Raw genomic sequence first — 22,532 nt, forward strand, 5'->3', positions numbered from 1 at the left:
TCATCCCGGGCCTTGCGCCCGGAACCCCTCTGTCGGTCGCAAGTGCAGTTGAGGCGGCTCGCCAGCGAACCGCTTGCGCCTCGCGTGCGAGCTGAACCAGGAATCCCTGGCGCAAGGCCCGGGATGACGAGGGGATAGGTCTACCCCAGCGCCGCCGCCGCGCCGCCCGCGGGCGGGGCGCTCAGGGCCACGTCCAGGGCCTCGACCAGGCGCTGGGCGGCGATCGGCTTGGCCACGAAGCCGTCCATGCCGGCGGCCATGTAGCGCTCGGTCTCGTGGCTCAGCACGCTGGCGGTGACGGCCAGGATCGGCGTGCGGGTCCGGCCCTCGGCCGCCTCGCGGGTACGGATCACGCGGCCCGCCTCCAGCCCGTCCATGCCCGGCATGTGGATGTCCATCAGGATGGCGTCCCAGGGACCGGACTCCCACATCGCCACCGCCTCGTGGCCGTCGCGGGCCACGCCGCAGGCGACGCCCAGATGGCCCAGCATGGCCTGCAGGACGGTGCGGTTGGTGGCGTTGTCGTCGACGACCAGCATCTTCAGCGCGCCGCCCATCGCCGGCTCGTCGGCGACCGGCTCGACCTTCGTCGGCTGGCCCACCGGCGTCAGGGCGGGGCAGGGGGCCTCGAAGGTGAAGCAGGCGCCGCCGGCCGCCGGGCTCTCGAAGCCGACCTGGCCGCCCATCAGCGTCATCAGCTCGCGGCAGATGGCCAGGCCCAGGCCGCTGCCGCCCGTGCGGCGCGTGCTGGAGCCGTCGACCTGGACGAATTTCTCGAAGATCTGGGCGCGGCGCGCCTCGGGCACGCCCACGCCGGTGTCGGTCACGGCGCAGGTCAGGGTCTGGGCGTCGCCGCCGATCCGCACGGTCACCTGGCCGGCGTCGGTGAACTTGATGGCGTTGGAGATCAGGTTGCTGAGCACCTGGCGCAGACGGGCGGCGTCGCCGTCGCGCCAGCCGCCGGCCCCGGGCTCGACCTCCAGGGCGAAATCCAGGCCCTTGTCGTGGGCCAGGCCGCCGTAGAGCTGGCGCAGGGTGTCGGCCAGGGCGTCCAGGTCGAACGGCGCCCGGACGATCTCCATCTTACCGGCCTCGATCCGCGAGATGTCGAGCACGGCGTTGATCACGTCCAGCAGGGTGGCGCCGGACTGGTGGATGGTGGCCAGGCGGGCGCGCTGCTTGGCCGAGAGGGTGTCGCGGTCCATGGCCTGGGCCATGCCCAGCACGCCGTTCAGCGGCGTGCGGATCTCGTGGCTCATGGTCTCGAGGAACTCGGTCTTCACGCGGCTGGCGGTCTGGGCGACCACCATCAGGTCCTGGGCCTCGGTGCGCAGGCGGCGGTTCTCGTCGAGCTCGGCTTCCAGCTTGCGGTTCAGGGCGTCGGACGCCAGGCGGGCGCGCAGCTCGCGCATCACCGCCCCGCGCATCAGGGTCGACATGCCCAGCGCCGCGAAGGCGCCGGCCACGCCGATGAAGCCGTACTGGCTGACCAGGTCGCCGGGGGCGTTGCGGGCCATGACGACCAGGCCGACGATCGCCGCGCCGACGCTGACGAAGGCCACGCGCCGGGTGGGGGCCGAGGTGGCGAACACCAGGGCCATCAGCACGAAATAGACCAGCTTGGCCGGCTCGAAATGGATGCTCTGATAGGCCGCGACATTGGCCATGAAGAGCGTGTTCATCGCCAGGGCGGCGGTTTCCATCGCCGGCATGTCCGGCGAATGGGTCTTCAGCCGGCGCCAGAACCAGAGCCCGGTCGCGGCGGCGGCCACCGCCAGCCCTTCCAGCAGGACCAGGGCCGCGCCCTTCTCGTAGAAGGGATGCGACAGGCTGATCACGCAGTAATAGGCCGCGGCCGCCGCCAGATAGCCGCGCAGGATGGGCACGTACGAGCTGACGATCTCGTTCGACGGTATGGGTTCAGGTTTGCCGAACGTCCACTTCATGAGCCCCCGCGCGCCCTCTTCAGCCCCCTGGCTTGAGCACACCGTAGGAGATCAAGGTTAAGTTGCGATTGAGAGCGCTACCGTTGTCGGACAATAGCTAGGCGGCGCGATCGATGCGGGCGGCGTAGCAGCCGGGCTTGGCGTAGTGGGCGTGCAGGTAGGCCACGGCGGGGTTTTCCAGCATCCGCTCGATCACCGGGGCGGCCGTCGCGCCCTCGACCACGTCGGCGTCGAGCAGCATGCCGGCCGCGTCAAAACCGCGCAGGGACAGCAGGCGGCGGCGCAGGGCCGGGGGCAGCGCGTCCTTGGTCGTGGCGGGAGCCTGGGCCGCCTCGCGGACATAGATGGCGTAGCGCGAGCGGAACGGCGTGTCGGCGGCCTGGTGCTCGTGGTTCAGCAGGATCAGGGTCTCGCCCGGCGCGGCGTCGTCCAGGGTGACGCGGCAGGGAAAGGCGAACGGCGCGTCGGCGACGACGCGCAGCATGCCGCGCTCGGCCAGGGCGTCGTCGTCGAGGGCGAACAGCGGCGCGAACGGCTCGATGGGCAGGCTGGAAACGGTGAACGACATGACGGGCTCCTGTGATGAGAGCCCGATCCTGACGGCGGCCGATCCGGGCCGACACCCGATCCTTGCGGTCGAGTCGAAACTTGCCGAACGCCGGTTGATCGCTTAGATCGTCCGTGCTCGAAATCCCGGGCTCACCGATGGAGGCCACCATGGACATTGCGATGGACGACCGTTTCGCCCTTCCCACTGACCTGACCGTGGTTTCCCATGCCCGCCTTCATCACCCTGGATTCCGTTCGCGCCGACACGCCTGACGGCCGCGTCCTCTTCGACAATCTGACCCTGGCGATCGGGGCCGAGCGCATCGGCCTCGTGGGCCGCAACGGCGTGGGCAAGTCCACGCTGTTGTCGCTGATCGCCGGGAGCCGCGCCCCGACCTCGGGAACGATCAGCCGCGCCGGCGTGGTCGGCGTGCTGCCGCAGCTGCACGCTCCGCCGCCGGGGGCGCGCGTCGCCGACCTGCTGGGCGTCGGCCCGGCCTGGGACCGGCTGTGCCGGATCGAGGCGGAGGAGGGCAGCGAGGAGGACCTGGTCGAGGCCGACTGGAGCCTGCCGGGCCGTGTCGCCGCCGTCCTGGCCGAGGTCGGGCTGTCGCGCTGGGACGCCTCGCGCCCGGCGGCCCAGCTCAGCGGCGGCCAGATGACCCGCCTGGCCCTGGCCGGCCTGCTGCTGGCCGCGCCCGACGTCATCCTGCTGGACGAGCCGACCAACAATCTCGACGCCGGGGCCCGCCTGCTGCTGGCCGACGTCCTGCGGCGCTGGAAGGGCGGGGCGGTGGTGGTCAGCCACGACCGGGCCCTGCTGCGCGGCATGGACCGCATCGTCGAGCTGACCAGCCTGGGCGCGGCAAACTACGGCGGCGGCTACGACCTCTACGCCGAGCGCAAGGAGAAGGCCGCGGCCGCCGCCGAGCACGACCTGGAGGCGGCCGAGCGCCAGGTCCGCCAGGCCGCGCGCGAGGCCCAGGTCGCCCGCGAGCGCAAGGCGCGCCGCGACGCCGCCGGGCGCAAGTTCGCCGCCAAGGGCAGCGAGCCGAAGATCCTGCTGGGCGCCCAGGCCGAGCGGGCCGAGAATAGCGGCGCACGCGAAGGACGGCTGGCCGACCGCGCCGCCCAGGAGGCCGCCCAGGCCCGCGAAGCGGCCGACGCGAAGGTCGAGCGCCTGCGCCGCCTGGCCTTCGACCTGCCGTCCTGCGGCCTGCCCGCCGGACGGACGGTGCTGGACTTCGACGCGGTGGGGTTCGCCTATCCGGATGGACCGCCGGTCTTGTCTGACTTGAGCTTCCGCCTGGCCGGTCCCGAACGCGTGGCCCTGGTCGGGGGCAACGGAGCGGGGAAGTCCACCCTGATCAAGGTGGCGACGGGCGGGTTGGAGCCCACGACGGGGACCGTGACGCGCGGCGTTCCGGCGGCCCTGCTGGACCAGCGCGCCGCCGTGCTGGACGAGACCCAGACCATCCTGGAGAACTTCCGCCGCCTGAACCCGGCCGCCGGCGCCAACGAGGCCCACGCCGCCCTGGCGCGCTTCTTGTTCCGCAACGTCGCCGCCCACCAGGTCGTCGCCACGCTCAGCGGCGGCGAGCGCCTGCGCGCGGCCCTGGCCTGCGTGCTGATGTCGGCCGACCCGCCCAAGCTGCTGATCCTGGATGAGCCGACCAACCACCTGGACCTCGACTCGGTCCAGGCGGTGGAGAGCGCCCTGGCCGGCTACGACGGCGCCCTGCTGATCGCCAGCCACGACGAGGATTTCCTCGAGGCGGTGGGCGTGGAGCGGCGGATCGACCTTAGGCCGCGGTGACCTACACGTTACGGTTTGTTGCTAATCACTCTCAACAGCAGCTATACGGCGCCATCATTCGAACTGCCGGGGCGTCGATCATCATGCGGACCATCTCCATCAGCCGTGCGCGGCGCGCCTCGATCCTGACCGGCCTCAGCCTGACGGCCCTGGCGATCGCGACCGCCGCCCACGCCGAGGACAAGGCCGAGCCCACCGACGTGGACCAGCTGGTGGTCACCGCCGCCCGCACCATCCTGCCGGCCAGCGCCCTGCCGCTGACGGTGGACGTGATCGATTCCGAGGCCCTGACCCAGCAGGTCGCCATCAGCGGCTCGGTGGTCGACGCGGTCTCGAACCTGTCGCCGTCGTTCTCGCCGACGCGCCAAAAGCTGTCGGGGGCGGGCGAGACCCTGCGCGGCCGCTCGCCGCTGTACGCCATCAACGGCATTCCGCAATCGACCCCGATCCGCGACGGCTCGCGCGACGGCTACACGATCGATCCGTTCTTCATCGATCGGGTGGAGGTGATCTACGGCTCCAACGCCCTGCAGGGCATCGGCGCCACCGGCGGCGTGGTCAACCAGGTGACTGTCGGCCCGCCCAAGGCCGACGGCGTCACCGGCAAGGTCCTGACCCAGGTCAGCGCCGGCGACGACCTGGGCGACAGCGTCGGCGGCAAGGTGGCCGGCCTGGTGGCCTGGCGCGGCGGGGCGTTCGACGCCACCGTCGGCGCTGCCTACGACGCGCGCGGCGCCTTCTACGACGGCGACGGCCGCCGCTTGGGGATGGACGGCACCCAAGGCGAGGTCCAGGACTCCAAGGCCCTGTCGTTCTTCGCCCGCCTGGGCTGGCAGCTGGGCGAGAACACCCGCCTGGACGTGGTGGCCAACCGCTTCGAGCTGAAGGGCGACGGCGACTACGTCACCACCACCATCTCGGCGACCAATCCCAAGCCCGCCACCAACGGCGACCGCACGTTCCATGTGCCGACCACCAGCTTCCGCGGCGTCCAGCCCGGCGAGCCGGCGGCCAACCGCGTCGAGACGGTGTCGGCCTCCTTGGTCAACAGCGACCTGGCGGGCGGCAACCTGATCGCCCAGCTGTTCTTCAACCGCTCGCGCGACACCTTCGGCGGCGACATCAACGCCACGTTCCAGGACGTCCGCATCGCGCCGCTGAACACCCTGTTCGACCAGTCCTCGAACCGCTCGCGCAAGCTGGGCGCCCGGGTCAGCTACGAGCGGGCCGTTCCAGGGATCAAGGGCCTGACCGGCACCGTGGGCCTGGACACCATCAACGACCGCACCGAGCAGGTGCTGATCGAGACCGGCCGCGCCTGGGTGCCGCCGACCAAGTTCCAGAGCGTCGCGCCGTTCGTGCAGGGCAACCTCTCGCTGCTGGGCGACAAGGTGCACCTGGCCGGCGGCGTGCGCTTCGAGAACGTCGAGCTGAAGGTCGACGACTTCACCACCCTGGCCTTCTACGGCTCGCGCAAGGTGGCCGGCGGCAATCCCGACTTCAAGGCGACGCTGGCCAACGGCGGGATCGTGGTCGAGCCGGTGACGGGCCTGCGCGTCTACGCCAGCTACGCCGAGGGCTACACCGTGCCCGACGTCGGCCGGATCCTGCGCGGCATCAATGTCGACGGCGTCGACGTCGACACCTATCTGAACATCGAGCCGATCGTGTCGAACAACCGCGAGATCGGGACCGAGCTGAAGCGCGGACCGTTCGACGCCAGCGTCAGCTACTTCTGGTCCAGCTCGAAGCTGGGCCAGCTGCTGATCAAGAACAGCGGCGGCATCTTCGACGTCCAGCGCCAGCGGGTCGAGATCGAGGGGCTGGAGGCCAATCTGAAGGCCCGCACGCCGATCCAGGGGCTGGTCGTCTCGGCCGGCTACGCCCACCTGAAGGGCCGGACCGACACCAACGCCGACGGCAAGGTCGACAAGGACCTGGACGGCGCCAACATCTCGCCCGACCGCCTGAACCTGGCCGCCGATTACCAGGGCGACAAGTGGGGCCTGCGCTTCCAGATCCAGAACTACATCAAGCGCGACATGCAGAACGCCCTCGTGAAGGACGACTTCACCGGCTACACCCTGGCCGACGCCTTCGTGCGCTATGAACTGCCGGTCGGCGCGCTGTCGCTGGGGATCCAGAACCTGTTCGACGAGCAGTACATCTCGTACAACTCCGACACCACGGCGCCGGCGGTCGACCGCTATTTCGCCGGGCGCGGCCGGACGGCCACCCTGGGCTGGGAAGCCCGCTTCTGATGAAGGTCGTCCGACAGATCCACCGCTGGACCGGCGGGCTGATCGGCCTGCTGCTGGCCCTGATGGGGCTGACGGGGTCGCTACTGCTGCACGAGGACGCCTTCCTGCGCGCCACCGTGCCGCACGCCGCCGACGCCCAGCGCCAGGACGCGGCCGCCCTGGGCGCGGCGGCGACGCGGATTTTCGCCGCCAAGGACCGCCCGCGCTCCATCGTGCTGGCGACGCCGCGCCTGGGCCTGCACAAGCTGAGCTACAAGGGCGAGCACGCCGCCTACGCCGACCAGGACGGCGCGATCGTCCAGAGCTGGACGTCGAACTGGACGCGGCCGGAGGTCTGGCTGTTCGACTTCCACCACCACCTGTTCAACGGCGACACCGGCGAGATCGTCGGCGGGATCGCGGGCCTGGCCGGGCTGGGCTTCGTGGGCACCGGCCTTTGGCTGTGGTGGCCGACCCGGCGGATGTTCCACGTCCGGCCGTGGCCCCGGATGATGAAGCGGGCGGCCATCGTCCATCACCACCGCGACCTGGGCGTGCTGGTGGCGCCGCTGCTGATCCTGTCCCTGACCACGGGGGCGGCGATGAACCTGAAGTGGTTCTCCGACACGCTGCGGGCGCCGTTCTCGTCGGCGGCGACGATGAAGGCCGCCTCGGCCCCGCCGAAGATCAAGGGCGGCAAGCTGGCCAAGGACCTGGACTGGACGGCGGTGATCGGGGCGGCCCAGGCCCGCTATCCCGGCGCCGAGGTCCGCACCATCGGCCTGCCGGCCAAGCCGGGCGGGTTGATCGCGATCCGCCTGCGCCAGCAGGCCGAATGGCTGCCGAACGGCCGCACCATGGCCTGGTTCGACCCGGCCACCGGCAAGATGGTCGCCACGCGCGACGCCCAGACCCTGCCGCTGGGCTCGCGCATCGCCAATCTCGACTACCCGCTGCACGCGGCCAAGGTCGGCGGCCTGCCGTATCGCCTGGTGATGACGGTGTCGGGCCTGACCCTGACCCTGCTGGGCACGCTGGCGGTGGTCACGTTCTGGGGCAACCCGGTGGGGAACCCGAAGCGGCGGAAGAAGGTGGTGACGGCGAAGGCGGCCGAGGCGACGGCCTAGGCCTTACGGCAGGTCATTGTCGTCCTGGAATGGCCTCCGGACGCCGGTGACGGGGTATGGGCCACGGACCAGGCGCCTTCGGCCTCCTTGACGAGACGCGCCTTGCATTTGACGAGCAAGGGAACCGGTTTTCCGGTCCAGATGTCGATGGTCGGCTTCGACAGACGCGCCAGGACAAAATCACAGCGTGCGTCCGTCGCGCCATCAGTGCAGTCGAGATCACGGATCTGGATCTGGGGCGCGGTGGCTTCGTGCTGGTAGCCCATGACCCAGCCGCCGGAAACAAGCGTATTGCCGTTGCCGACCAGGGCGTTGAGTTGGACGTCATCGAAGATGGCGGCGCGGATCTGATCCTGGTCAGGCGCAGGAGAGGCCGCCAATGCGGTCGCCGCCAAGAGCACGCTAAGCTGCACCATCGATCGTCGCTCGCCCCTGTTCAGCGGCGAAGCTAGGCGAAGTGATGCTGACCCGCCAGCCCTACGCCCGCTGGTTCAGCGTGATCGCGGTGCCGTTCTGCTTGTAGGCGGTGGCCTGGGCGCCGGGGCCGTAGCCGGCGCCGGTGGGGCGCTGGACGGCGATCTCCTCGGCGATGGCGCGGACCAGGCCCTCGGTGACGGTCTTGGCGGCGGTGACGGCGCGGCCCTGGCGGGCGAGCACGGCGTCGAAGGCCTCGGTGGCGCGCACCAGGCGCTGGCGGCGCTGCGGCGAGGCGCCCTGCACCAGGGCGACGTTGCCGCGCACCTTGGTCGACTCGTGGCGGTAGAGATTGGCCAGCTTGGCCACCTCGTCGACGTAACGCGCCGCCTCGTGCGGGCGGCGGGCCTCGAAGGCGGCGGACTGCCTGGCGATCAGATCGGTCAGGCGCTCGGTCAGGATGATCAGCTGTTCGACGCGATCGTCGCAATCGGTGGCGTTGAGGGCCATGGGCTACTCCTTCAGACCTTGCATCTTCAGCATTTCCTTCTGCACCGACGCGGCCACGCCGATGCCGCCGGCCTTGGAGACCTGCTTGGCCATCTCCTCGGCCAGAAGGGACTTGAACATGTCCTCGCCGGCCCCGCCGCCGCCGATCTCCGGCGTCTTCATGCCGGCGGTCATCGACTGCATCATCACCGACAGGAACGAGGCCTCGAACTTCTGGGCCGTCTCGCGGATCTTGCCGCGCTTGAGCAGCTCGGCGGTCGAGGCGGCGGTCTTGCCGACCGTGTCGATCACGGTCGGGGCGGCGATGGCGGCGGCGAGAAGGCTCATCACATCACCTCGATGTCGGCTTGCAGGGCGCCCGAGGCTTTGATGGCCTGCAGGATCGAGATCATGTCGCGCGGCGTGACGCCCAGGGCGTTGAGGCCGCCGACCAGGCTCTTGAGCGAGGCGCCGCCGCCCAGGGTCAGCAGCTTGCGGCCGGTCTCCTCGTTGACGCTGACGGTCGACTGCGGGACGACCTTGGTCTGGCCCTGGCTGAACGGGGCCGGCTGGCTGACGGCGGGGTTCTCCTGGACCGAGATGGTCAGGTTGCCCTGGGCGATCGCCACCTGGCTGATGCGGACGTCGTCGCCCATGACGATGACGCCGGCCACTTCGTCGATGATCACCTTGGCCGGGGAGTCGGGTTCGACCTCCAGGTTCTCGATGTTGGTGACGAAGCTGATCATGTCCATGCCGGCCGGGGCGCGCACGGCGACGATGGTCGGGTTCTGGGCCTGGGCGCAGCCGGGGAAGCGCTGGTTGATGGCGTCGGCGATGCGGCGCGAGGTGGTGAAGTCCGGGTTGCGCAGGGTCATGCGCAGCACGTCCATGTTCACCATCTGGAAGCCGGTCTCCTTCTCGATGATGCCGCCGGCGGCGATGCGGCCCGCGGTCGGCACGCCCTTGGTGACCGAGCTGCCCGAGGCGCCGCCGGCCGAGACCGAGCCGGTCTGCACCGTGCCCTGGGCCACCGCATAGGTCTGGCCGTCGGCGCCTTGCAGCGAGGTGACCAGCAGGGTGCCGCCCAGCAGGCTCTTGGCGTCGCCCAGGGTCGAGACCGTGACGTCCATGCGCGCGCCGGCCGCCGAGAACGGCGGCAGGTTGGCCGTGACCATGACGGCGGCGGTGTTCTTGGTGTTGAGGTTGCCGTCGCGGACGTTGACGCCCTGGCGCTCCAGCATCGCTTCCAGGCTCTGCTTGGTCATCGGCGCGTTGCGCAGGCTGTCGCCCGAACCGTTCAGGCCCACGACGATGCCGTAGCCGACCAGCTGGTTGTCGCGCACGCCCTCGAAGGCGACGATGTCCTTGATGCGCGACTTGGCGTCGGCCGGTGACGCGACGAGCGCCACGGCGGCGAGAGCAAGGCCCAGAACGGAAGCAAAGAATGAACGAGACATGGCTTTCCTACGGCGGGGCGGCATCCCCACGCCGTCCCATGCCAGAACCGGGCCAATTCAATTGGGTGAAAAAGTTCAATGAAATCAGTCGAAAGGCGTGCAATTTCCGCCTGCGGCATTCTGCTTCGGCAGATTCTGCCCGGCATTAACCATACCGCAAGCGGCGCTCAGCAAGATGTGGTTAACGGGGCGGGGGTGACTCCTCCAAACGTTTGTCGGAGCAGCGTTTCGTCATGAAGGTTTCCAGCACGGGGAGCGCGGGCGCGGTTGGCGCGTCGCGGGCCAAACCGACGGGCGGCGGATCGGGGTTTTCCCTACCGACAGTGGGCGGCGCCAGCGCCGCTTCCGGGGTCGCCCAGGCGGGCGGCGTGGCCGGGATCGGCTCGCTCGACGCGCTGTTGGCCCTGCAGGCCGACATGGACCCGATGGAGCGCAAGCGCCGGGCGGTCAAGCGGGCCGGCGGCCTTCTGGACCTGCTGGACGCCCTGAAGCTGGCCACCCTGGACGGCGAGATCTCGACCGGCACGCTGTCGCGACTCAAGAGCGCCGTGCGCGAGCATCGCGAAGCCACCGACGACCCCAAGCTGGAAGCGATCCTCAACGAGATCGAGACCCGCGCGGCGGTCGAGGCGGCCAAGCTGGAACAGGCCCGGCTGGGCTGAGATCGCTGATGAAACCGTATCTTAAAGAACGCGGTTCATCGAATATCCCCAGGAACGGGGCATCCGTGCACGGTCGTGAACACGCCGCTCACGCGACGTTCATTGAACCGGGCTATCGTTTTGGTATAAGCACCCGGCCTGACCTAGGCGAAGTTCATCGGGGCGTGAGGCGTTAATGCAAACGGCCACTGTTCTTAAGGTACCAGACTCGTATCGTCCTTCGGATGACGAGCCTTTCATGAACGAGCGTCAGCTTGAGTATTTCAAGCAGAAGCTCCTGGCTTGGAAAGAAGAAATCCTCCGCGAATCTCGCGAAACGGTTTCCCACCTGCAAGCCGAAACTGAAAACCATGCCGACCTCGCCGATCGCGCGTCGTCGGAAACTGATCGGGCGCTGGAACTTCGCACCCGGGATCGCCAGAGAAAACTCATCTCGAAAATCGACCAGGCATTGCGCCGAGTCGAGGATGGCTCCTACGGCTACTGCGAAGAGACCGGCGAACCGATCGGTTTGGCTCGACTGGACGCGCGGCCCACCGCGACGCTCAGCCTGGAAGCCCAGGAACGCCATGAACGTCGGGAACGGGTTCACCGCGACGATTGAGATCCTTCGGGACATCTCGACTGAATGTGTTTCAAACGGCCTCGCCTCCCGGCGGGGCCGTTTTTCGTTGGTCCTCCCCCCGTGGGGGAGGTGTCGGCGAAGCCGACGGAGGGGGAGTGATCCGACCTCGACCGCACCCGGGCCGGCAATCCTGAAACTCCCCCCACCGATCGCTGAGCGATCGCCTCCCCCACAGGGGGAGGGGCGGTTCACCACAAGCTCGCCGCCGCCCTTTCCGGCCAAGCCTTGTCGTATTCAGCCCCGCCGACCGTCTCGCCGCTCATCGCCGCCAGCATCGCGCCGGGCGTGGGCAGGGATCGGGGATCCACCTGAGCTTCCGGCTTCCACAGGTTCGAGCGGACGATGGCGCGGGCGCACTGGAAGTAGGCCTCGACCACGGTGACCACCAGGCAGGTGCGCGGCGCCTTGCCGTCGACGGCGAAGCTGGCCAGCAGCCCGGGATCGGCGCTGACCACCGCCCGGCCGTTGACTCGGAAGGTGGTGCCCGAGCCCGGGATCAGGAACATCAGCGCCACGCGCGGGTCACGGACCACGTTGCGCAGGCTGTCGATGCGGTTGTTGCCCCGGCGGTCGGGCAGGATCAGCGTCCGCGCGTCGTGGATGCGGACGAACCCGGGCTGGTCGCCGCGCGGGCTGCAGTCCAGGCCCTCGGGGCCGACCGTGGCCAGGGCCAGGAACGGCGAGGCCTCGATCAGGGCGCGATAGTGCGGGGTGATGTGGTCGGCGACCTTGACGGTCGAGGCCGGGACCGGAGCCGGCGTGTAGAGGGCCTCGAGCGCCTCGAGACTGTCGACGACGTGATCGATGGCGGGCATGCGCGGCTCCCCTGCAGGGCCGCCAGCATAGCGGGTGTCGTGATGCGTCGCCTAGGCGTTGGCGGACTGGACCATGGCGCAGGCCTCGGCCAGGCGATGGGGCGAGATCGGCTTGTCGACCACGGCGCGGGTGCGGGCGCCCAGCTGGTCGGCGTTGCCGGTGACATAGACCACGGGAATGGGCCCCAGCCGGGCGAGGATGGCGGTGACCGCCTCGACGCCGGTGCCTCCGACGATGCGATAGTCGGCGGTGATCAAGTCCGGCGGACGCCTGAGCGCGCAATCCAGCGCTTCCTGGGGGCTTTCCGCGATGTCGAAGGTGTCGAACCCTTGCTCGGCGAGCAAAGTCTCGACTTCCATCGCGATGAGGATTTCATCCTCGATGATCAAAGCATGTCTGTGGGACATGTGCACTGCACGCCACCGCTTTTCAAATTCGTCCCTTGCCGTAGTAGAAGCCTATGATTCTCTTCTGCGCTAACGGTTTTTACGGCTCAGCTTGACTAAAACGTCGCAGGTCTGCTGTTGCGTCTTGTTCTCAGCGCGCAAGTTCTTCCAGGTGTTGTGTGTGATCACAAACTGGAGCGCAGGGTCTTGTTACTGGCCAGCAAAGTCGGGGATTCACCTTAGTTTATAAAACAAAGTCCGACGAGCGTCGGTCTCTTGCCTCCCGCTGGGGGATTTGCGCTATGCAGGCGAAAACGAAAGTCCGCAGGAGCGCCCCGTCATGTCGCAAGACACCCCCCAAGGCCCATCGCCCCTGGTCCTTACCGAGAAGCGCGGTCACGTCGCGATCCTCACCTTCAACCGTCCCGACGCCCTGAACGCCCTGGGCGCGCCGGGCGACGGCGACCAGGTGGCGGCGGCCTGCGAGGCGATCAACGACGACCAGGACATCCGCTGCGTGATCCTGACCGGCGCGGGCCGGGCCTTCTCGGCCGGCGGCGACGTCAAGGCGATGAAGGCGCGGGAAGGGGCGTTCGGCGGCAACGGCGTCAAGGTGCGCGACGGCTACCGCAAGAACATCCACCGCATCGTGCGGGCCATCTACGGCCTGGAGGTCCCGTCGATCGCGGCCGTCAACGGCGCGGCCATCGGCCTGGGCTGCGACGTGGCCTGCATGACCGACATCCGCATCGCCGCCGACACCGCCAAGTTCGGCGTCACCTTCCTGAAGCTGGGTCTGATCCCCGGCGACGGCGGCGCCTGGCTGATGCCGCGCACCGTCGGCATGAGCCGGGCGGCCGAGCTGCTGTTCACCGGCGACGTCATCGACGCGGCCAAGGCCGAGGCCTGGGGCCTGGTCAGCAGGACCGTGCCGGCCGACACGCTGATGGACGAGGCCATGGCCCTGGCCGAGCGGATCGCCGCCCAGCCGCCGCACGCCCTGCGCATGGCCAAGAGCCTGCTCAAGCACGGCACGACCGCCAGCTACGACACCCTGATGGAGATGAGCGCCTCGGCCCAGGCCATCGCGCACCACACCGAGGACCACATGGAGGGCGTCGACGCCATCCTCGAGAAGCGCGCTCCCGTGTTCAAGGGCGCTTGAGATGGGCCGGGAAGCCAAGGGCGTCTGGGGTCAGCTCCGCGATGGCGAGGGGCCGGGCAAGCTGCTGTGGGAGCCGCCGAAGCTGATCTTCCGCGGCGCGGTGGAGGGCAACTTCCAGGGCCACGCCCTGCGCGGCCTGCGCGCCGAGGGCGACGACCTAGTGCTGAGCGACGGCACGCGGTTCACGCTGGACGCCGGCCAGGCCGCCAAGTGGCTGCACGCCATCCAGAACCCGCCGGGCCGCCTGGACAAGCTGGGCGTCAAGCCGGGCCAGACGGTGGTGATCGCCAATCTCGACGATCCGGAGTTCCTGGCCGAGCTGCGCACGCGCGTCGAACCGGTCGAGGCCTGGGAAGACATCGACCTGCTGTTCCTGGGCGTCGAGGACCTGGCCGATTTCGATCAACTTGAAGATCTGATCGGTGGGCTGGGGCCGAAGGGCGCGATCTGGATCGTGGCGCAGAAGGGCAAGGGCGCGCCGCTGAAGGACGTCGAGATCCTGGCCGAGGTCCGCGAACGGGGCCTGGTGGACACCAAGGTCTGCGCCTTCTCCAAGACCCACACGGCGCTGCGCTTCGTGCGGCGCAAGGGCGGGGCGGTTGCCAAGCCAGCCCCTGTCGAGGACGACGACGCGGATTTCGACGACGAGGATTGATCCGGCGGCGCGGCGACACCACGTCCGGCCTATCGGGGAGATCGCCATGAAAAGCCGCGTCGCGCGCCTTGCCGCCTGCCTTGTCCTGGCGTCGACGCCCGTCGTCGCGCGGCCGCTGGAAGCCCCGCCGCCGGTGCGGGAGGCGTTCGACATCGTCGTCCCCAAGCCGCCCGCGCCGGTCGTCGTCGAGGGGCGGGCGCAGCTGGTCTACGAACTGCACCTGACCAATTTCAGCCAGGAGCCGCTGGAGCCGAGGCGGCTCCAGGTTCTGGACGCCGCCACGGGCCGGGTGCTCGGCGACTTCGCGGGCCCGGCCCTGGCCGCGCGACTGGCGTCCGTGCCGGCGGGCGGCAAGGACGCGGTCACCGCGCCTGGCCGCCGCGCGATCGTCTTCGTCGAGCTGGACCTGCCGCCGGGCGAGGTTCCGCATCGGCTGGGTCATCGCATCGACTACGCGACCGGCGAGGCGACCTTCGTCGTGGCTGGGCCCGACATCGCGGTCGACGCGACCGCGACCGTCGTCCTCGGCCCGCCCCTGGCCGGCGGTCCCTGGGCGGCGGTGCACGCCGCCGAGTGGCCGCGCGGCCATCGCCGGGTGACCTATGCGGTCGGCGGGCGGACGCGCATCCCGGGGAGGTTCGCGGTCGACTTCGTGCGGGTCGACGAGCAGGGGCGGATCACGCGCGGCGACAAGGATCGCCCCGCCGACGCCCTGGGCTACGGCGCCGACGTCCTTGCCGTGGCCGACGCGAAGGTCGTGGCCGTGCGCGACGGCATGGCCGAGAGCGCCAGCATCGCCGGCAATCCCAAGCACGCGATCGGCGACGCGGCGGGGACCTTCGTGGCCCTCGGCCTGCCGGGCGGGCGCACGGCCTTCTACGAACATCTGAAGCCGGGCAGCGTCCGGGTGAAGGCCGGAGACAGGGTGCGGCGCGGCCAGGTCCTGGGCGCGCTGGGGTTCTCCGGCGACACCACCGGGCCGCACCTGCATTTCCACGTCGCGGACGGCGACACGCCGCTGGGCGGGGAGGGCGTTCCGTTCGCCCTCGACCGGTTCACCCTGCTGGGCCGCTATCTCGACGTCGGCGGCCTGGGCGCGCGGCGGTGGGACGCGCCGCCGCCGGGCCTGGACCCGCATCGGGCGGCCGAGTGGCTGGGCGCCAACACGGTCGTCGACTTCGCGCCCTAGCGGGGGCCATCGGGTCTTCGCCCGCGTCGCCCGCGTGATCCACCTGATGGGGAGCCGGGGCGCGGCCAGCTAGGCTGGCGCGTCCGTCCAGGGGTCCACGCCGATGACCGCGCCCCGCGCGCCCGCGATCGCCTTCCGCATCGCCAGAGCGCCCTTCGCCGCCTGCAGCCTCTTCCTCCTCGCGGGGCTGATCCTCTTGACGGGCGGCCCGCCCGCCTTCGCCCAGACCGCGGCCAAGGCCTGGACGCCGCCGCCGCCCGACGCCGATCTCAAGGCCGCGCTGGACAAGGCGGCCACGGGTTCGCCCGAGGCCCTCGCGGCCCTGGCCGACGGCGGCCGCGCCGACGCCCAGGCCTATGCGGGCCTGTTGTTCGTGGTCGGGCGGGGCAAGATCCCGGCGGACCCGCCGCGCGGCTGCGCCTACGCCGCCAAGGCCGCCGACCAGCGGCCCGACGCCATGCACCTGCGCGCCCGCTGCCTGCAATACGGTCTGACGGGAAGCGCGCCCGACCTCAAGGGCGCCGAGGCCGCCTACGGCCGCGCCATCCAGATGGGCTACGCAAAGTCCAAGTGCGGCCTGGGCCAGATGCTGATGGCCGACACGGCGACGGTCGGTCGGGGCGTGGCCCTGTGCAAGGAGGCCGCCCGGGCCGGCGACGGCGACGCCCAGCTGGTCGTGGGCTCCGCCTACCTGACCGGCGCGGTGGTGGCCCGCGACCCGGCCGAGGCGCGCAAGTGGTACGAGATGGCCGCCAAGCAGAACCCGCTGATGGCCGCCCGCAAGCTGGGCCAGCTGTACGCCAGCGGCGAAGGCGGCAAGCAGGACACCAAGAAGGCGCTGGAGCTGTGGGGCCAGGCCGAGCAGGCGGGCGACCAGGCCGTCTGCATCCTGGTGGCCGACCAGCTGTTCTCGGACATCACCGGCGGCCGCAAGCCGGGGCCGGGCGCCTACGCCTTCAAGGGCGGCATACCGATGGCCGACATCGAGGTGGTCGAGCTCTGGTACCAGGCGGCCCTGGAACGCGACCCCCGGTCCGAGGTCAAGACCCGCGCCGAATACGCCCTGAAGGTGCTCCAGAGCTTCAAGACGGCGAACGTCTCGGTGACGAAGAAGAAGACGAAATGACAGGCCGGGGACATGCACTTGTGCGTGTCCCCAAATCCCGCACCGCGCCTGTTGGGGACACGCGCGAGCGCATGTCCCCGGTCTAAGCCGCCGCCTTCGCCCTGGCCGGCGCCTTGGCCTTGGAGAACTCCATCGTGCCGTCGTCCACCTTGCCGTAGCGCAGGGCCACCAGGTCCAGGGCGTAGTTCTGGTGCACCTTCCAGGGCGTCTTGGCGCCTTGCTTGGGCAGGATCTTCAGGGCGCGCTGGACGTAGCCGGACGAGAAGTCCAGCCACGGCTCGATCTCCATCCCGCCCTCGGGCAGGCGCGGCGTGCAGATCGTCGTGCCCGTCCGGTCCATGTGGTTGAGCAGGCGGCAGACATACTCGGCCGTCAGGTCGGCCTTCAGGGTCCAGCTGGCGTTGGTGTAGCCGAAGGTCGAAGCCAGGTTCGGCACGCCGCTGAACATCATGCCCTTGTAGCTGGTGGTCTCGTGCGGCGCGATGCGCTGGCCGTCGACCACCATCTCCATCTCGCCCAGCAGCTGCATGCGCAGGCCGGTGGCGGTGACGATGATGTCGGCCTCCAGGGTCTGGCCCGACTTCAGCAGGATGCCGGTCTCGGTGAAGGTCTCGATCTGGTCGGTGACCACCGACGACGTCCCGGCCTTCAGGGAGTCGAACAGGTCGGCGTCCGGCACCAGGCACAGCCGCTGGTCCCACGGATTGTAGCGCGGGGTGAAGTGGGTCTCGATGTCGTAGTCGGGCCCTAGGTGCTCGCGCACCAGGCCCAGCAGCCGTTCCTTGGTCTTCTCCGGCTTCTTGCGGGCGATGTTGAAGAACAGCAGCTGCATGCCGACGTTCTTCCACCGCGTGATGTTGTAGGCGGTCATGGCCGGCAGCTTGGCGCGCAGCCAGTTGGCGATGCCGTCCTCGGCCGGGCGCGAGACCACATAGGTCGGCGAGCGCTGCAGCATGGTCACGTGGCCGGCGTCCTTGGCCATTTCCGGCACCAGGGTCACGGCCGTGGCGCCGCTGCCGATCACCACCACCGTCTTGCCGGCGTAGTCCAGGTCCTCGGGCCAGTGCTGCGGGTGGACCAGTCGGCCCTGGAACCGCTCGACGCCCGGGAAGTCGGGCGTGTAGCCGGCGTCGTAATTGTAGTAGCCGCTGCACATCGACAGGAAATTGCAGCTGACCTTCACCGTCCTGCCGTCATGCTCGGCCTCGACGGTCCAGGTCGCGGTCTCCGACGACCAGCTGGCCCGCTTGACCTTGTGGCTGTAGCGGATGTGCGGGGTGATGCCGTTCTCGTCGGCGGTCTCGCGCACGTATTTCAGGATCGAGGGGCCGTCGGCGATGGCCTTGGCCTCGCGCCACGGCTTGAAGGCGTAGCCCAGGGTGTACATGTCGCTGTCCGACCGGATGCCCGGATAGCGGAACAGGTCCCAGGTGCCGCCGATGGCGTCGCGCGCCTCGAGGATGGCGTAGGTCTTCTTCGGACAGTCGCGCTTCAGGTGGTAGGCGGCGCCGATGCCCGACAGGCCCGCGCCCACGATCAGTACGTCGAAATGCTCGATGGCCATCCCGCTTCCACCCTTGCGCCCGGGTCCGGCTCATCCGGACGCTCATAATATGTGAACGCTGTTCACTAACAAACGACCGTTTAGCCGTTAGGTCAACTGCGACATCGAAACCTCGGTACGCCGTCGCGTGGTCGTTCCGAAGGGCGGGCGCGGCGCTTTTCGTTGCAAACAGGTGTTCGACCCGCGTATGCGCTCAAGCCATGTCCCTGCGCGACTTCGGCGTGCTGGTCCTGGTCTGCCTGGTCTGGGCCTGCAACAACATCATCTCCAAGATCGTGGTCGCCCACTGGGGCGTGCCGCCGCTGTTCTACGCGGCGGTGCGGTTCGCCATCGTCGCGGCGGTGACCCTGCCGTGGCTGCTGCCGGCCCCGCGCCCGCCCTGGCGGATCGTCACGGTGGGCCTGCTGATGGGGGCCGGCAACTTCGCCCTGCTGTTCATGGGGTTCAAGACCGCCTCGCCCTCGGCCTCGGCGGTGGTGATCCAGCTGGGCGTGCCGTTCACGACCCTGCTGTCGATGCTGATGCTGGGCGAGAAGGTGCGCTGGAAGCGCGGCCTGGGCATCGCCCTGACCCTGAGCGGCGCGGTGGTGGTGATGTGGAACCCGCACGGCCTGCAGCTGTCGCCGGGCCTGTGGTTCATCGTCGCCTCGGCCTTCACCGGCTCGCTGGGCGCGGTGATGATGAAGCAGATCGAGGGCGTGAAACCTCTGCAGTTCCAGGCCTGGGTCGGCGCGACCTCGATCCTGCCGCTGGGCCTGATGAGCCTGCTGACCGAGCCGGGCGCGGTGGACCTGGCCTGGAAGGCCGGCCTGCCGTTCCTGGCGGCCCTGCTGTTCTCGGCCCTGATCGTCTCCGTGCTGGGCCACACCGCCTATTACGGCCTGATCGGGCGCCACGACGCCAACCTGATCGCGCCGCTGACCCTGATGACCCCGCTGATGACCATTGGCCTGGGCGTCCTGATCACGCACGATCATTTCGACGCCCGGATGGGAATCGGCACGCTGCTCGCGCTAATGGGTGTGCTGATCATCGCCTTGCGCAAGAACCAGGTGATGCCGCTGCTGATGCTGACGAGGAACCGGTCCCAATGACGTTCATCGACGCCCCGTCGCCGAACTTCGACGCGCGCAAGGCCGTCCCCGACTGCGTCATCCTGCACTACACCGGCATGGAGACTGGCCCGGCGGCCCTGGAACGCCTGTGCGACCCCGAAGCCAAGGTCTCGGCCCACTACCTGGTCGAGGAGGACGGCCGCGTCTTCCGCCTGGTGCCCGAGGAGCGCCGCGCCTGGCACGCGGGCGCCGCCTTCTGGAAGGGCGTCAAGGACATCAATTCGGCCTCGATCGGCGTCGAGATCGTCAATCCCGGCCACGAATTCGGCTACCGCCCGTTCCCCGAGGCCCAGATCGCCGCGGTGATCAACCTGCTGGCCGACATCCGCTCGCGCTGGACCATCGACGACGACCGCATCCTGGGCCATTCCGACATCGCCCCCGGCCGCAAGATCGACCCGGGCGAGCTGTTCCCCTGGAAGCGCCTGGCGGAAGCGGGCCACGGCCTGTGGGTCGAGCCGCCGCCGTCGCCCGGCGCGCCGCTGGGCCGGGGCGAGGAGGGGACCGGCGTCTTCGCCCTGCAGGCGGGCCTGACCCGCCTCGGCTACAACTGCGCGCCCTCGGGCCAGTACGACGAGTGGACCGAGACCGTTGTGGCCGCCTTCCAGCGCCACTGGCTGCAGACCCGCTTCGACGGCGTCGCCGACGGCGAGACCCGCGCGCGGCTGGTGGCCCTGCTGCGGGCGGCGGGCTGATGCATCCGGCGAAAGCCTTCCACGTCGACGATCGCGACGCCCTGCTGGCCTTCGTGCGCGAGCACAGCTTCGTGACCCTGGCCGCCGCGGTCGGCGGCTTGCCGTTCGTAGCCCAGGCGCCGGTGGTGGTGCGCGAGCTCGACTTCGGCGAGGTGGCGCTGGACTTCCACCTGTCGCGCGCCAACGCCCTGGCGCCGCATCTGGTGCAGGGCTTCCGCGCCGTGGCCCTGGCGACCGGCCCGCACGCCTATGTCAGCCCCGACTGGTACGGGACCGACGACCAGGTGCCGACCTGGAACTACGTCTCGGCCGAGGCCGAGGGCCTGGTCGCCCCGCTGTCGGCCGACGAGACCCTGGTCCTGCTCGACGACCTGTCGGCCCAGGAGGAGGGGCGGCTCTCGCCCAAGAAACCCTGGACGCGCGACAAGATGACCCCGGCCCGTTTCGAGGGGCTGATCCGCGGGATCGTCGGTTGCCGCCTGACCATCGAGCGGCTGGAGGGGACCTTCAAACTGGGCCAGAACAAGAGCGCCGCCGAACGCGCCGGCGTGATCGCGGCGCTGGGCGATGACCGCTGGCGGAGCGGATGCGTCAGTCCTGACGCGTCGCCAGCAGGGGCACGCTGCCCGACAGCGAGACGCTCTGGTTGATGTCTGTCAGGGCCAGCACGGCGCCCGGCCGGGCGAAGCTGACCCGCACGCCGTCGACGGCGCGGAACTTGGGCAGGGGGGTGAACGCCACCATCCGGCGGTCGCGCAGCTGATAGAGGCCGTCGATCCCCACGGCCAGGACGGTGTCGCCGACCTGGCTCGCGCCGAAGAAGGCGACCTGGTCGAGCGGGGGCTTGCCCGGCCGGTCGAACGGGCCGGGCAGCGGCTTGGCGTAGATCGGCTCGATCCGGTCGCCGCAGATTTCCACCAGCCCGCCGCGCGACAACATGTGGACCATCCCGACGGCGGCCACCGCGCAGCCCGGCTTCCAGGGCGCGGGCGTCAGGGCGTTCACCGGCGCGCACCGGCGGTCGAGGACGGCGTCGCAGGGCTCGCCGGTGTCGTTGCGCTCCAGGTCGACGATCCGCCCCGTCCGTCGATCGATCCTTTGCAGGCCGCCGCCCCATTCGCCGGCGTTGGCGCCGACCAGCAACTGGTCGCCGACCATCAGCAGCGCGTGGGTCACCCCGCCGTGCGGCTCGCCCTGCAGCGCCACCGAACGCGGCGGGCGTTCGCCGGTCTCGACGAGGCGGCGGTCGGTCAGCAGGACGGCGCCCGCTCCGTCGCAGGCCAGGCCGATGACGTACTCGTCCGTCGCCGGCGAGATCCGAGCCGTGTCCGCCCAGCCTCCGGCCTGCCGGCGACGCAGCGTCCAGCGGCCGTCGGAGTCGATCGTCAGCGCCGACAACCGCCCAGACCGGGCGCAGATCGCGACCGCCTTGCCGTCGATCGGTTCGGCCACACGGGCCCCGCCGCGTTCGGTGACCGTGCTGAGCTTGCCGCCGGCCAGCAGCCACAGCCGGCCCTCGGCGAAGGCCGTGGCGCCGATCCGCGACAGGTCGGACGTCTCGCTCGGGCGGATGTTCTCGGTCGGATCGTCCACCGCGATCGCGGCCGTGCCGCCGAGCAGCAGGACCGGCATCAGGGCCACCAGGGCGAAGACGGCCCCGCGCGGAAGCGGCGTCAGGTTCGGCGCGCCTCGTATCGCCATGGACGGCTCCCCCTTTGTCTCCCGGCGATGATGGAACGGTCCAGCTTTGCCCGCAACCTTGGATCGGTGCGCCCGAAACTGGGCCGGTTCTCGCCGATCTTCGATTGACCCGCCGTCATCCAACCGTCAAACAGGCCCCGGACCAGACGGTCGGACGGCCGCGGCGCTCTCGCAGCGTCGAGGAAAGTCCGGGCTCCACGGTGACAAGGCGGCGGGTAACGCCCGCCGGGAGCGATCCCAGGGATAGCGCCACAGAAAGCAAACCTCCTCCCCTCGGGGCGGGAAGGGTGAAAGGGTGGGGTAAGAGCCCACCGCGGACCTGGCAACAGGGACGGCATGGCAAGCCCCGCCTGGAGCAAGACCGAATAGGGACCCCGCGCCGGCCTCGCGTCGGATAGGCCGTCACTGGCTGAGAGGGTCCGGGTAGGTCGCGAGAACCGTCCAGCAATGGGCGGTCCAGAGGAATGGCCGTCTCGCGTCTTCGGGCGTCAGACAGAACCCGGCTTACAGACCGTCTGGTCCATTCGCCCCGCCTGCGCGCGGGGCGCGCGGAAAATGGGATCGAGCCCCACTTTTCCCCGCATCGGCGTCGGCTGAGCCGTGCAACCCCATGCCCTTCAAGGCGCTGGACAGAGTCTAGCGGCCGTTAAGTCTTAACAAGTTCCATGTATGTTCTGTGGATAGATTTTGTGGGTCTGTGAAAGACTCCCACAACACCTTGGTTTTGACGGCTAAACAGCCGTTGGTGTCATTGTATCCCAATCAATCCCATGTTAACCCATCTTCTGCCGG

At 69.7% G+C, this 22,532-nt stretch carries 22 protein-coding genes and 1 other RNA gene; 13 read left to right on the forward strand and 10 right to left on the reverse strand.

Going from position 1 to position 22,532, the window contains the following annotated elements; translation table 11 throughout:
- Positions 1–140: 140 nt before the first annotated feature.
- Together WAE60_RS17930 and WAE60_RS17935 are read right to left on the reverse strand one after the other, a co-directional pair.
- Positions 141–1,946 (reverse strand): ATP-binding protein, encoded by a 1,806-nt coding sequence (locus tag WAE60_RS17930; protein ID WP_337687747.1) that lies wholly within the window; start codon positions 1,944–1,946, stop codon positions 141–143.
- A 97-nt stretch (positions 1,947–2,043) separates the two neighbouring features.
- Positions 2,044–2,514, reverse strand: a complete 471-nt coding sequence (locus tag WAE60_RS17935) for a DUF1203 domain-containing protein (RefSeq protein ID WP_029907335.1) — start codon at positions 2,512–2,514, stop codon at positions 2,044–2,046.
- A gap of 207 nt (positions 2,515–2,721) precedes the next feature.
- Here WAE60_RS17935 and WAE60_RS17940 point away from each other — a divergent pair, with 207 nt between their 5' ends.
- The 3 genes from WAE60_RS17940 (at position 2,722) to WAE60_RS17950 (ending at position 7,678) form a co-directional block, all read left to right on the forward strand.
- The gene (locus WAE60_RS17940; RefSeq protein WP_337687748.1) at positions 2,722–4,311 is read left to right on the forward strand and encodes an ABC-F family ATP-binding cassette domain-containing protein; all 1,590 of its coding nucleotides are present in this window, start codon (positions 2,722–2,724) and stop codon (positions 4,309–4,311) included.
- A gap of 83 nt (positions 4,312–4,394) precedes the next feature.
- Positions 4,395–6,572 (forward strand): TonB-dependent receptor, encoded by a 2,178-nt coding sequence (locus WAE60_RS17945; RefSeq protein WP_029907333.1) that lies wholly within the window; start codon positions 4,395–4,397, stop codon positions 6,570–6,572.
- On the forward strand, positions 6,572–7,678 hold the full coding sequence (locus WAE60_RS17950) for a PepSY domain-containing protein (protein WP_029907332.1): 1,107 nt from the start codon (positions 6,572–6,574) through the stop codon (positions 7,676–7,678). The genes WAE60_RS17945 and WAE60_RS17950 overlap by 1 nt, the downstream gene beginning before the upstream one ends.
- On the opposite strand, the gene WAE60_RS17955 is transcribed toward WAE60_RS17950, so the two are convergent.
- The 4 genes from WAE60_RS17955 to WAE60_RS17970 form a co-directional block, all read right to left on the reverse strand.
- Complete coding sequence (locus WAE60_RS17955) at positions 7,675–8,094, reverse strand: hypothetical protein (protein ID WP_029907331.1); 420 nt, start codon at positions 8,092–8,094, stop codon at positions 7,675–7,677. The two genes, WAE60_RS17950 and WAE60_RS17955, sit on opposite strands and share 4 nt — an antisense overlap.
- Positions 8,095–8,155: 61 nt before the next feature.
- On the reverse strand, positions 8,156–8,602 hold the full coding sequence (locus tag WAE60_RS17960; protein ID WP_029907330.1) for a hypothetical protein: 447 nt from the start codon (positions 8,600–8,602) through the stop codon (positions 8,156–8,158).
- 3 nt (positions 8,603–8,605) lie between these two features.
- A complete protein-coding gene (locus WAE60_RS17965; protein WP_029907329.1) occupies positions 8,606–8,929 on the reverse strand; it encodes a rod-binding protein in 324 nt (107 codons plus the stop codon).
- On the reverse strand, positions 8,929–10,041 hold the full coding sequence (locus WAE60_RS17970) for a flagellar basal body P-ring protein FlgI (protein ID WP_029907328.1): 1,113 nt from the start codon (positions 10,039–10,041) through the stop codon (positions 8,929–8,931). Before WAE60_RS17970 ends, WAE60_RS17965 begins: the two co-directional genes overlap by 1 nt.
- Before the next feature lie 233 nt (positions 10,042–10,274).
- Here WAE60_RS17970 and WAE60_RS17975 point away from each other — a divergent pair, with 233 nt between their 5' ends.
- Positions 10,275–10,703 carry a flagellar assembly protein FliX gene (locus WAE60_RS17975; RefSeq protein WP_029907327.1) on the forward strand — a complete coding sequence of 143 codons (429 nt, stop codon included), beginning with the start codon at positions 10,275–10,277 and terminating at the stop codon, positions 10,701–10,703.
- A gap of 175 nt (positions 10,704–10,878) precedes the next feature.
- Complete coding sequence (gene dksA / locus WAE60_RS17980) at positions 10,879–11,307, forward strand: RNA polymerase-binding protein DksA (protein WP_012287706.1); 429 nt, start codon at positions 10,879–10,881, stop codon at positions 11,305–11,307.
- Positions 11,308–11,516: 209 nt separating this feature from the next.
- On the opposite strand, the gene WAE60_RS17985 is transcribed toward dksA, so the two are convergent.
- Positions 11,517–12,143, reverse strand: a complete 627-nt coding sequence (locus WAE60_RS17985; RefSeq protein ID WP_029907325.1) for a pyridoxamine 5'-phosphate oxidase family protein — start codon at positions 12,141–12,143, stop codon at positions 11,517–11,519.
- Between the two features lie 51 nt (positions 12,144–12,194).
- Positions 12,195–12,551, reverse strand: a complete 357-nt coding sequence (locus WAE60_RS17990; RefSeq protein ID WP_029907324.1) for a response regulator — start codon at positions 12,549–12,551, stop codon at positions 12,195–12,197.
- Between the two features lie 319 nt (positions 12,552–12,870).
- Between WAE60_RS17990 and WAE60_RS17995 the strand changes: the two genes are divergently transcribed.
- The 4 genes from WAE60_RS17995 to WAE60_RS18010 all read left to right on the forward strand — a co-directional run bounded on the left by WAE60_RS17995 (position 12,871) and on the right by WAE60_RS18010 (position 16,665).
- On the forward strand, positions 12,871–13,695 hold the full coding sequence (locus WAE60_RS17995; RefSeq protein ID WP_337687749.1) for a crotonase/enoyl-CoA hydratase family protein: 825 nt from the start codon (positions 12,871–12,873) through the stop codon (positions 13,693–13,695).
- Between the two features lies 1 nt (position 13,696).
- Positions 13,697–14,350, forward strand: coding sequence for a DUF3052 family protein (locus WAE60_RS18000; protein ID WP_029907322.1), 654 nt, complete (start codon positions 13,697–13,699; stop codon positions 14,348–14,350).
- A 46-nt stretch (positions 14,351–14,396) separates the two neighbouring features.
- A complete protein-coding gene (locus WAE60_RS18005) occupies positions 14,397–15,539 on the forward strand; it encodes a M23 family metallopeptidase (protein WP_337687750.1) in 1,143 nt (380 codons plus the stop codon).
- Between the two features lie 103 nt (positions 15,540–15,642).
- Complete coding sequence (locus WAE60_RS18010; RefSeq protein ID WP_337687751.1) at positions 15,643–16,665, forward strand: tetratricopeptide repeat protein; 1,023 nt, start codon at positions 15,643–15,645, stop codon at positions 16,663–16,665.
- A gap of 82 nt (positions 16,666–16,747) precedes the next feature.
- Here the strand turns inward: WAE60_RS18010 and WAE60_RS18015 are convergent, their stop codons facing one another.
- On the reverse strand, positions 16,748–18,229 hold the full coding sequence (locus WAE60_RS18015) for an NAD(P)/FAD-dependent oxidoreductase (RefSeq protein WP_337687752.1): 1,482 nt from the start codon (positions 18,227–18,229) through the stop codon (positions 16,748–16,750).
- 200 nt (positions 18,230–18,429) lie between these two features.
- On the opposite strand from WAE60_RS18015, the gene WAE60_RS18020 reads away from it, so the two are divergent.
- Genes WAE60_RS18020 through WAE60_RS18030 form a run of 3 tightly spaced genes read left to right on the forward strand, consistent with a single transcriptional unit; the run spans position 18,430 to position 20,689 of the window.
- On the forward strand, positions 18,430–19,323 hold the full coding sequence (locus tag WAE60_RS18020; RefSeq protein ID WP_029907318.1) for a DMT family transporter: 894 nt from the start codon (positions 18,430–18,432) through the stop codon (positions 19,321–19,323).
- Positions 19,320–20,039 carry an N-acetylmuramoyl-L-alanine amidase gene (locus WAE60_RS18025; protein WP_029907317.1) on the forward strand — a complete coding sequence of 240 codons (720 nt, stop codon included), beginning with the start codon at positions 19,320–19,322 and terminating at the stop codon, positions 20,037–20,039. Before WAE60_RS18020 ends, WAE60_RS18025 begins: the two co-directional genes overlap by 4 nt.
- Positions 20,039–20,689: an FMN-binding negative transcriptional regulator gene (locus tag WAE60_RS18030; RefSeq protein ID WP_337687753.1), complete on the forward strand. Its 651-nt coding sequence runs from the start codon at positions 20,039–20,041 to the stop codon at positions 20,687–20,689. Before WAE60_RS18025 ends, WAE60_RS18030 begins: the two co-directional genes overlap by 1 nt.
- Here the strand turns inward: WAE60_RS18030 and WAE60_RS18035 are convergent.
- On the reverse strand, positions 20,631–21,740 hold the full coding sequence (locus tag WAE60_RS18035; protein ID WP_337687754.1) for a hypothetical protein: 1,110 nt from the start codon (positions 21,738–21,740) through the stop codon (positions 20,631–20,633). The two genes, WAE60_RS18030 and WAE60_RS18035, sit on opposite strands and share 59 nt — an antisense overlap.
- 142 nt (positions 21,741–21,882) lie before the next feature.
- On the opposite strand from WAE60_RS18035, the gene rnpB reads away from it, so the two are divergent.
- Positions 21,883–22,263: RNase P RNA component class A (gene rnpB / locus WAE60_RS18040), an RNA gene on the forward strand.
- The last annotated feature ends 269 nt before the right edge of the window (positions 22,264–22,532 follow it).

It is taken from the genome of Caulobacter sp. CCG-8 (assembly GCF_037402475.1).
Lineage (GTDB): Bacteria > Pseudomonadota > Alphaproteobacteria > Caulobacterales > Caulobacteraceae > Caulobacter.

Bases quoted from the DNA above. Each gene is read 5' to 3' on its own strand.
- WAE60_RS17930 (WP_337687747.1), bottom strand. From the start codon at position 1,946: ATGAAGTGGACGTTCGGCAAACCTGAACCCATACCGTCGAACGAGATC.
- WAE60_RS17935 (WP_029907335.1), bottom strand. From the start codon at position 2,514: ATGTCGTTCACCGTTTCCAGCCTGCCCATCGAGCCGTTCGCGCCGCTG.
- WAE60_RS17940 (WP_337687748.1), top strand. From the start codon at position 2,722: ATGCCCGCCTTCATCACCCTGGATTCCGTTCGCGCCGACACGCCTGAC.
- WAE60_RS17945 (WP_029907333.1), top strand. From the start codon at position 4,395: ATGCGGACCATCTCCATCAGCCGTGCGCGGCGCGCCTCGATCCTGACC.
- WAE60_RS17950 (WP_029907332.1), top strand. From the start codon at position 6,572: ATGAAGGTCGTCCGACAGATCCACCGCTGGACCGGCGGGCTGATCGGC.
- WAE60_RS17955 (WP_029907331.1), bottom strand. From the start codon at position 8,094: ATGGTGCAGCTTAGCGTGCTCTTGGCGGCGACCGCATTGGCGGCCTCT.
- WAE60_RS17960 (WP_029907330.1), bottom strand. From the start codon at position 8,602: ATGGCCCTCAACGCCACCGATTGCGACGATCGCGTCGAACAGCTGATC.
- WAE60_RS17965 (WP_029907329.1), bottom strand. From the start codon at position 8,929: ATGAGCCTTCTCGCCGCCGCCATCGCCGCCCCGACCGTGATCGACACG.
- WAE60_RS17970 (WP_029907328.1), bottom strand. From the start codon at position 10,041: ATGTCTCGTTCATTCTTTGCTTCCGTTCTGGGCCTTGCTCTCGCCGCC.
- WAE60_RS17975 (WP_029907327.1), top strand. From the start codon at position 10,275: ATGAAGGTTTCCAGCACGGGGAGCGCGGGCGCGGTTGGCGCGTCGCGG.
- dksA (WP_012287706.1), top strand. From the start codon at position 10,879: ATGCAAACGGCCACTGTTCTTAAGGTACCAGACTCGTATCGTCCTTCG.
- WAE60_RS17985 (WP_029907325.1), bottom strand. From the start codon at position 12,143: ATGCCCGCCATCGATCACGTCGTCGACAGTCTCGAGGCGCTCGAGGCC.
- WAE60_RS17990 (WP_029907324.1), bottom strand. From the start codon at position 12,551: ATGTCCCACAGACATGCTTTGATCATCGAGGATGAAATCCTCATCGCG.
- WAE60_RS17995 (WP_337687749.1), top strand. From the start codon at position 12,871: ATGTCGCAAGACACCCCCCAAGGCCCATCGCCCCTGGTCCTTACCGAG.
- WAE60_RS18000 (WP_029907322.1), top strand. From the start codon at position 13,697: ATGGGCCGGGAAGCCAAGGGCGTCTGGGGTCAGCTCCGCGATGGCGAG.
- WAE60_RS18005 (WP_337687750.1), top strand. From the start codon at position 14,397: ATGAAAAGCCGCGTCGCGCGCCTTGCCGCCTGCCTTGTCCTGGCGTCG.
- WAE60_RS18010 (WP_337687751.1), top strand. From the start codon at position 15,643: ATGACCGCGCCCCGCGCGCCCGCGATCGCCTTCCGCATCGCCAGAGCG.
- WAE60_RS18015 (WP_337687752.1), bottom strand. From the start codon at position 18,229: ATGGCCATCGAGCATTTCGACGTACTGATCGTGGGCGCGGGCCTGTCG.
- WAE60_RS18020 (WP_029907318.1), top strand. From the start codon at position 18,430: ATGTCCCTGCGCGACTTCGGCGTGCTGGTCCTGGTCTGCCTGGTCTGG.
- WAE60_RS18025 (WP_029907317.1), top strand. From the start codon at position 19,320: ATGACGTTCATCGACGCCCCGTCGCCGAACTTCGACGCGCGCAAGGCC.
- WAE60_RS18030 (WP_337687753.1), top strand. From the start codon at position 20,039: ATGCATCCGGCGAAAGCCTTCCACGTCGACGATCGCGACGCCCTGCTG.
- WAE60_RS18035 (WP_337687754.1), bottom strand. From the start codon at position 21,740: ATGGCGATACGAGGCGCGCCGAACCTGACGCCGCTTCCGCGCGGGGCC.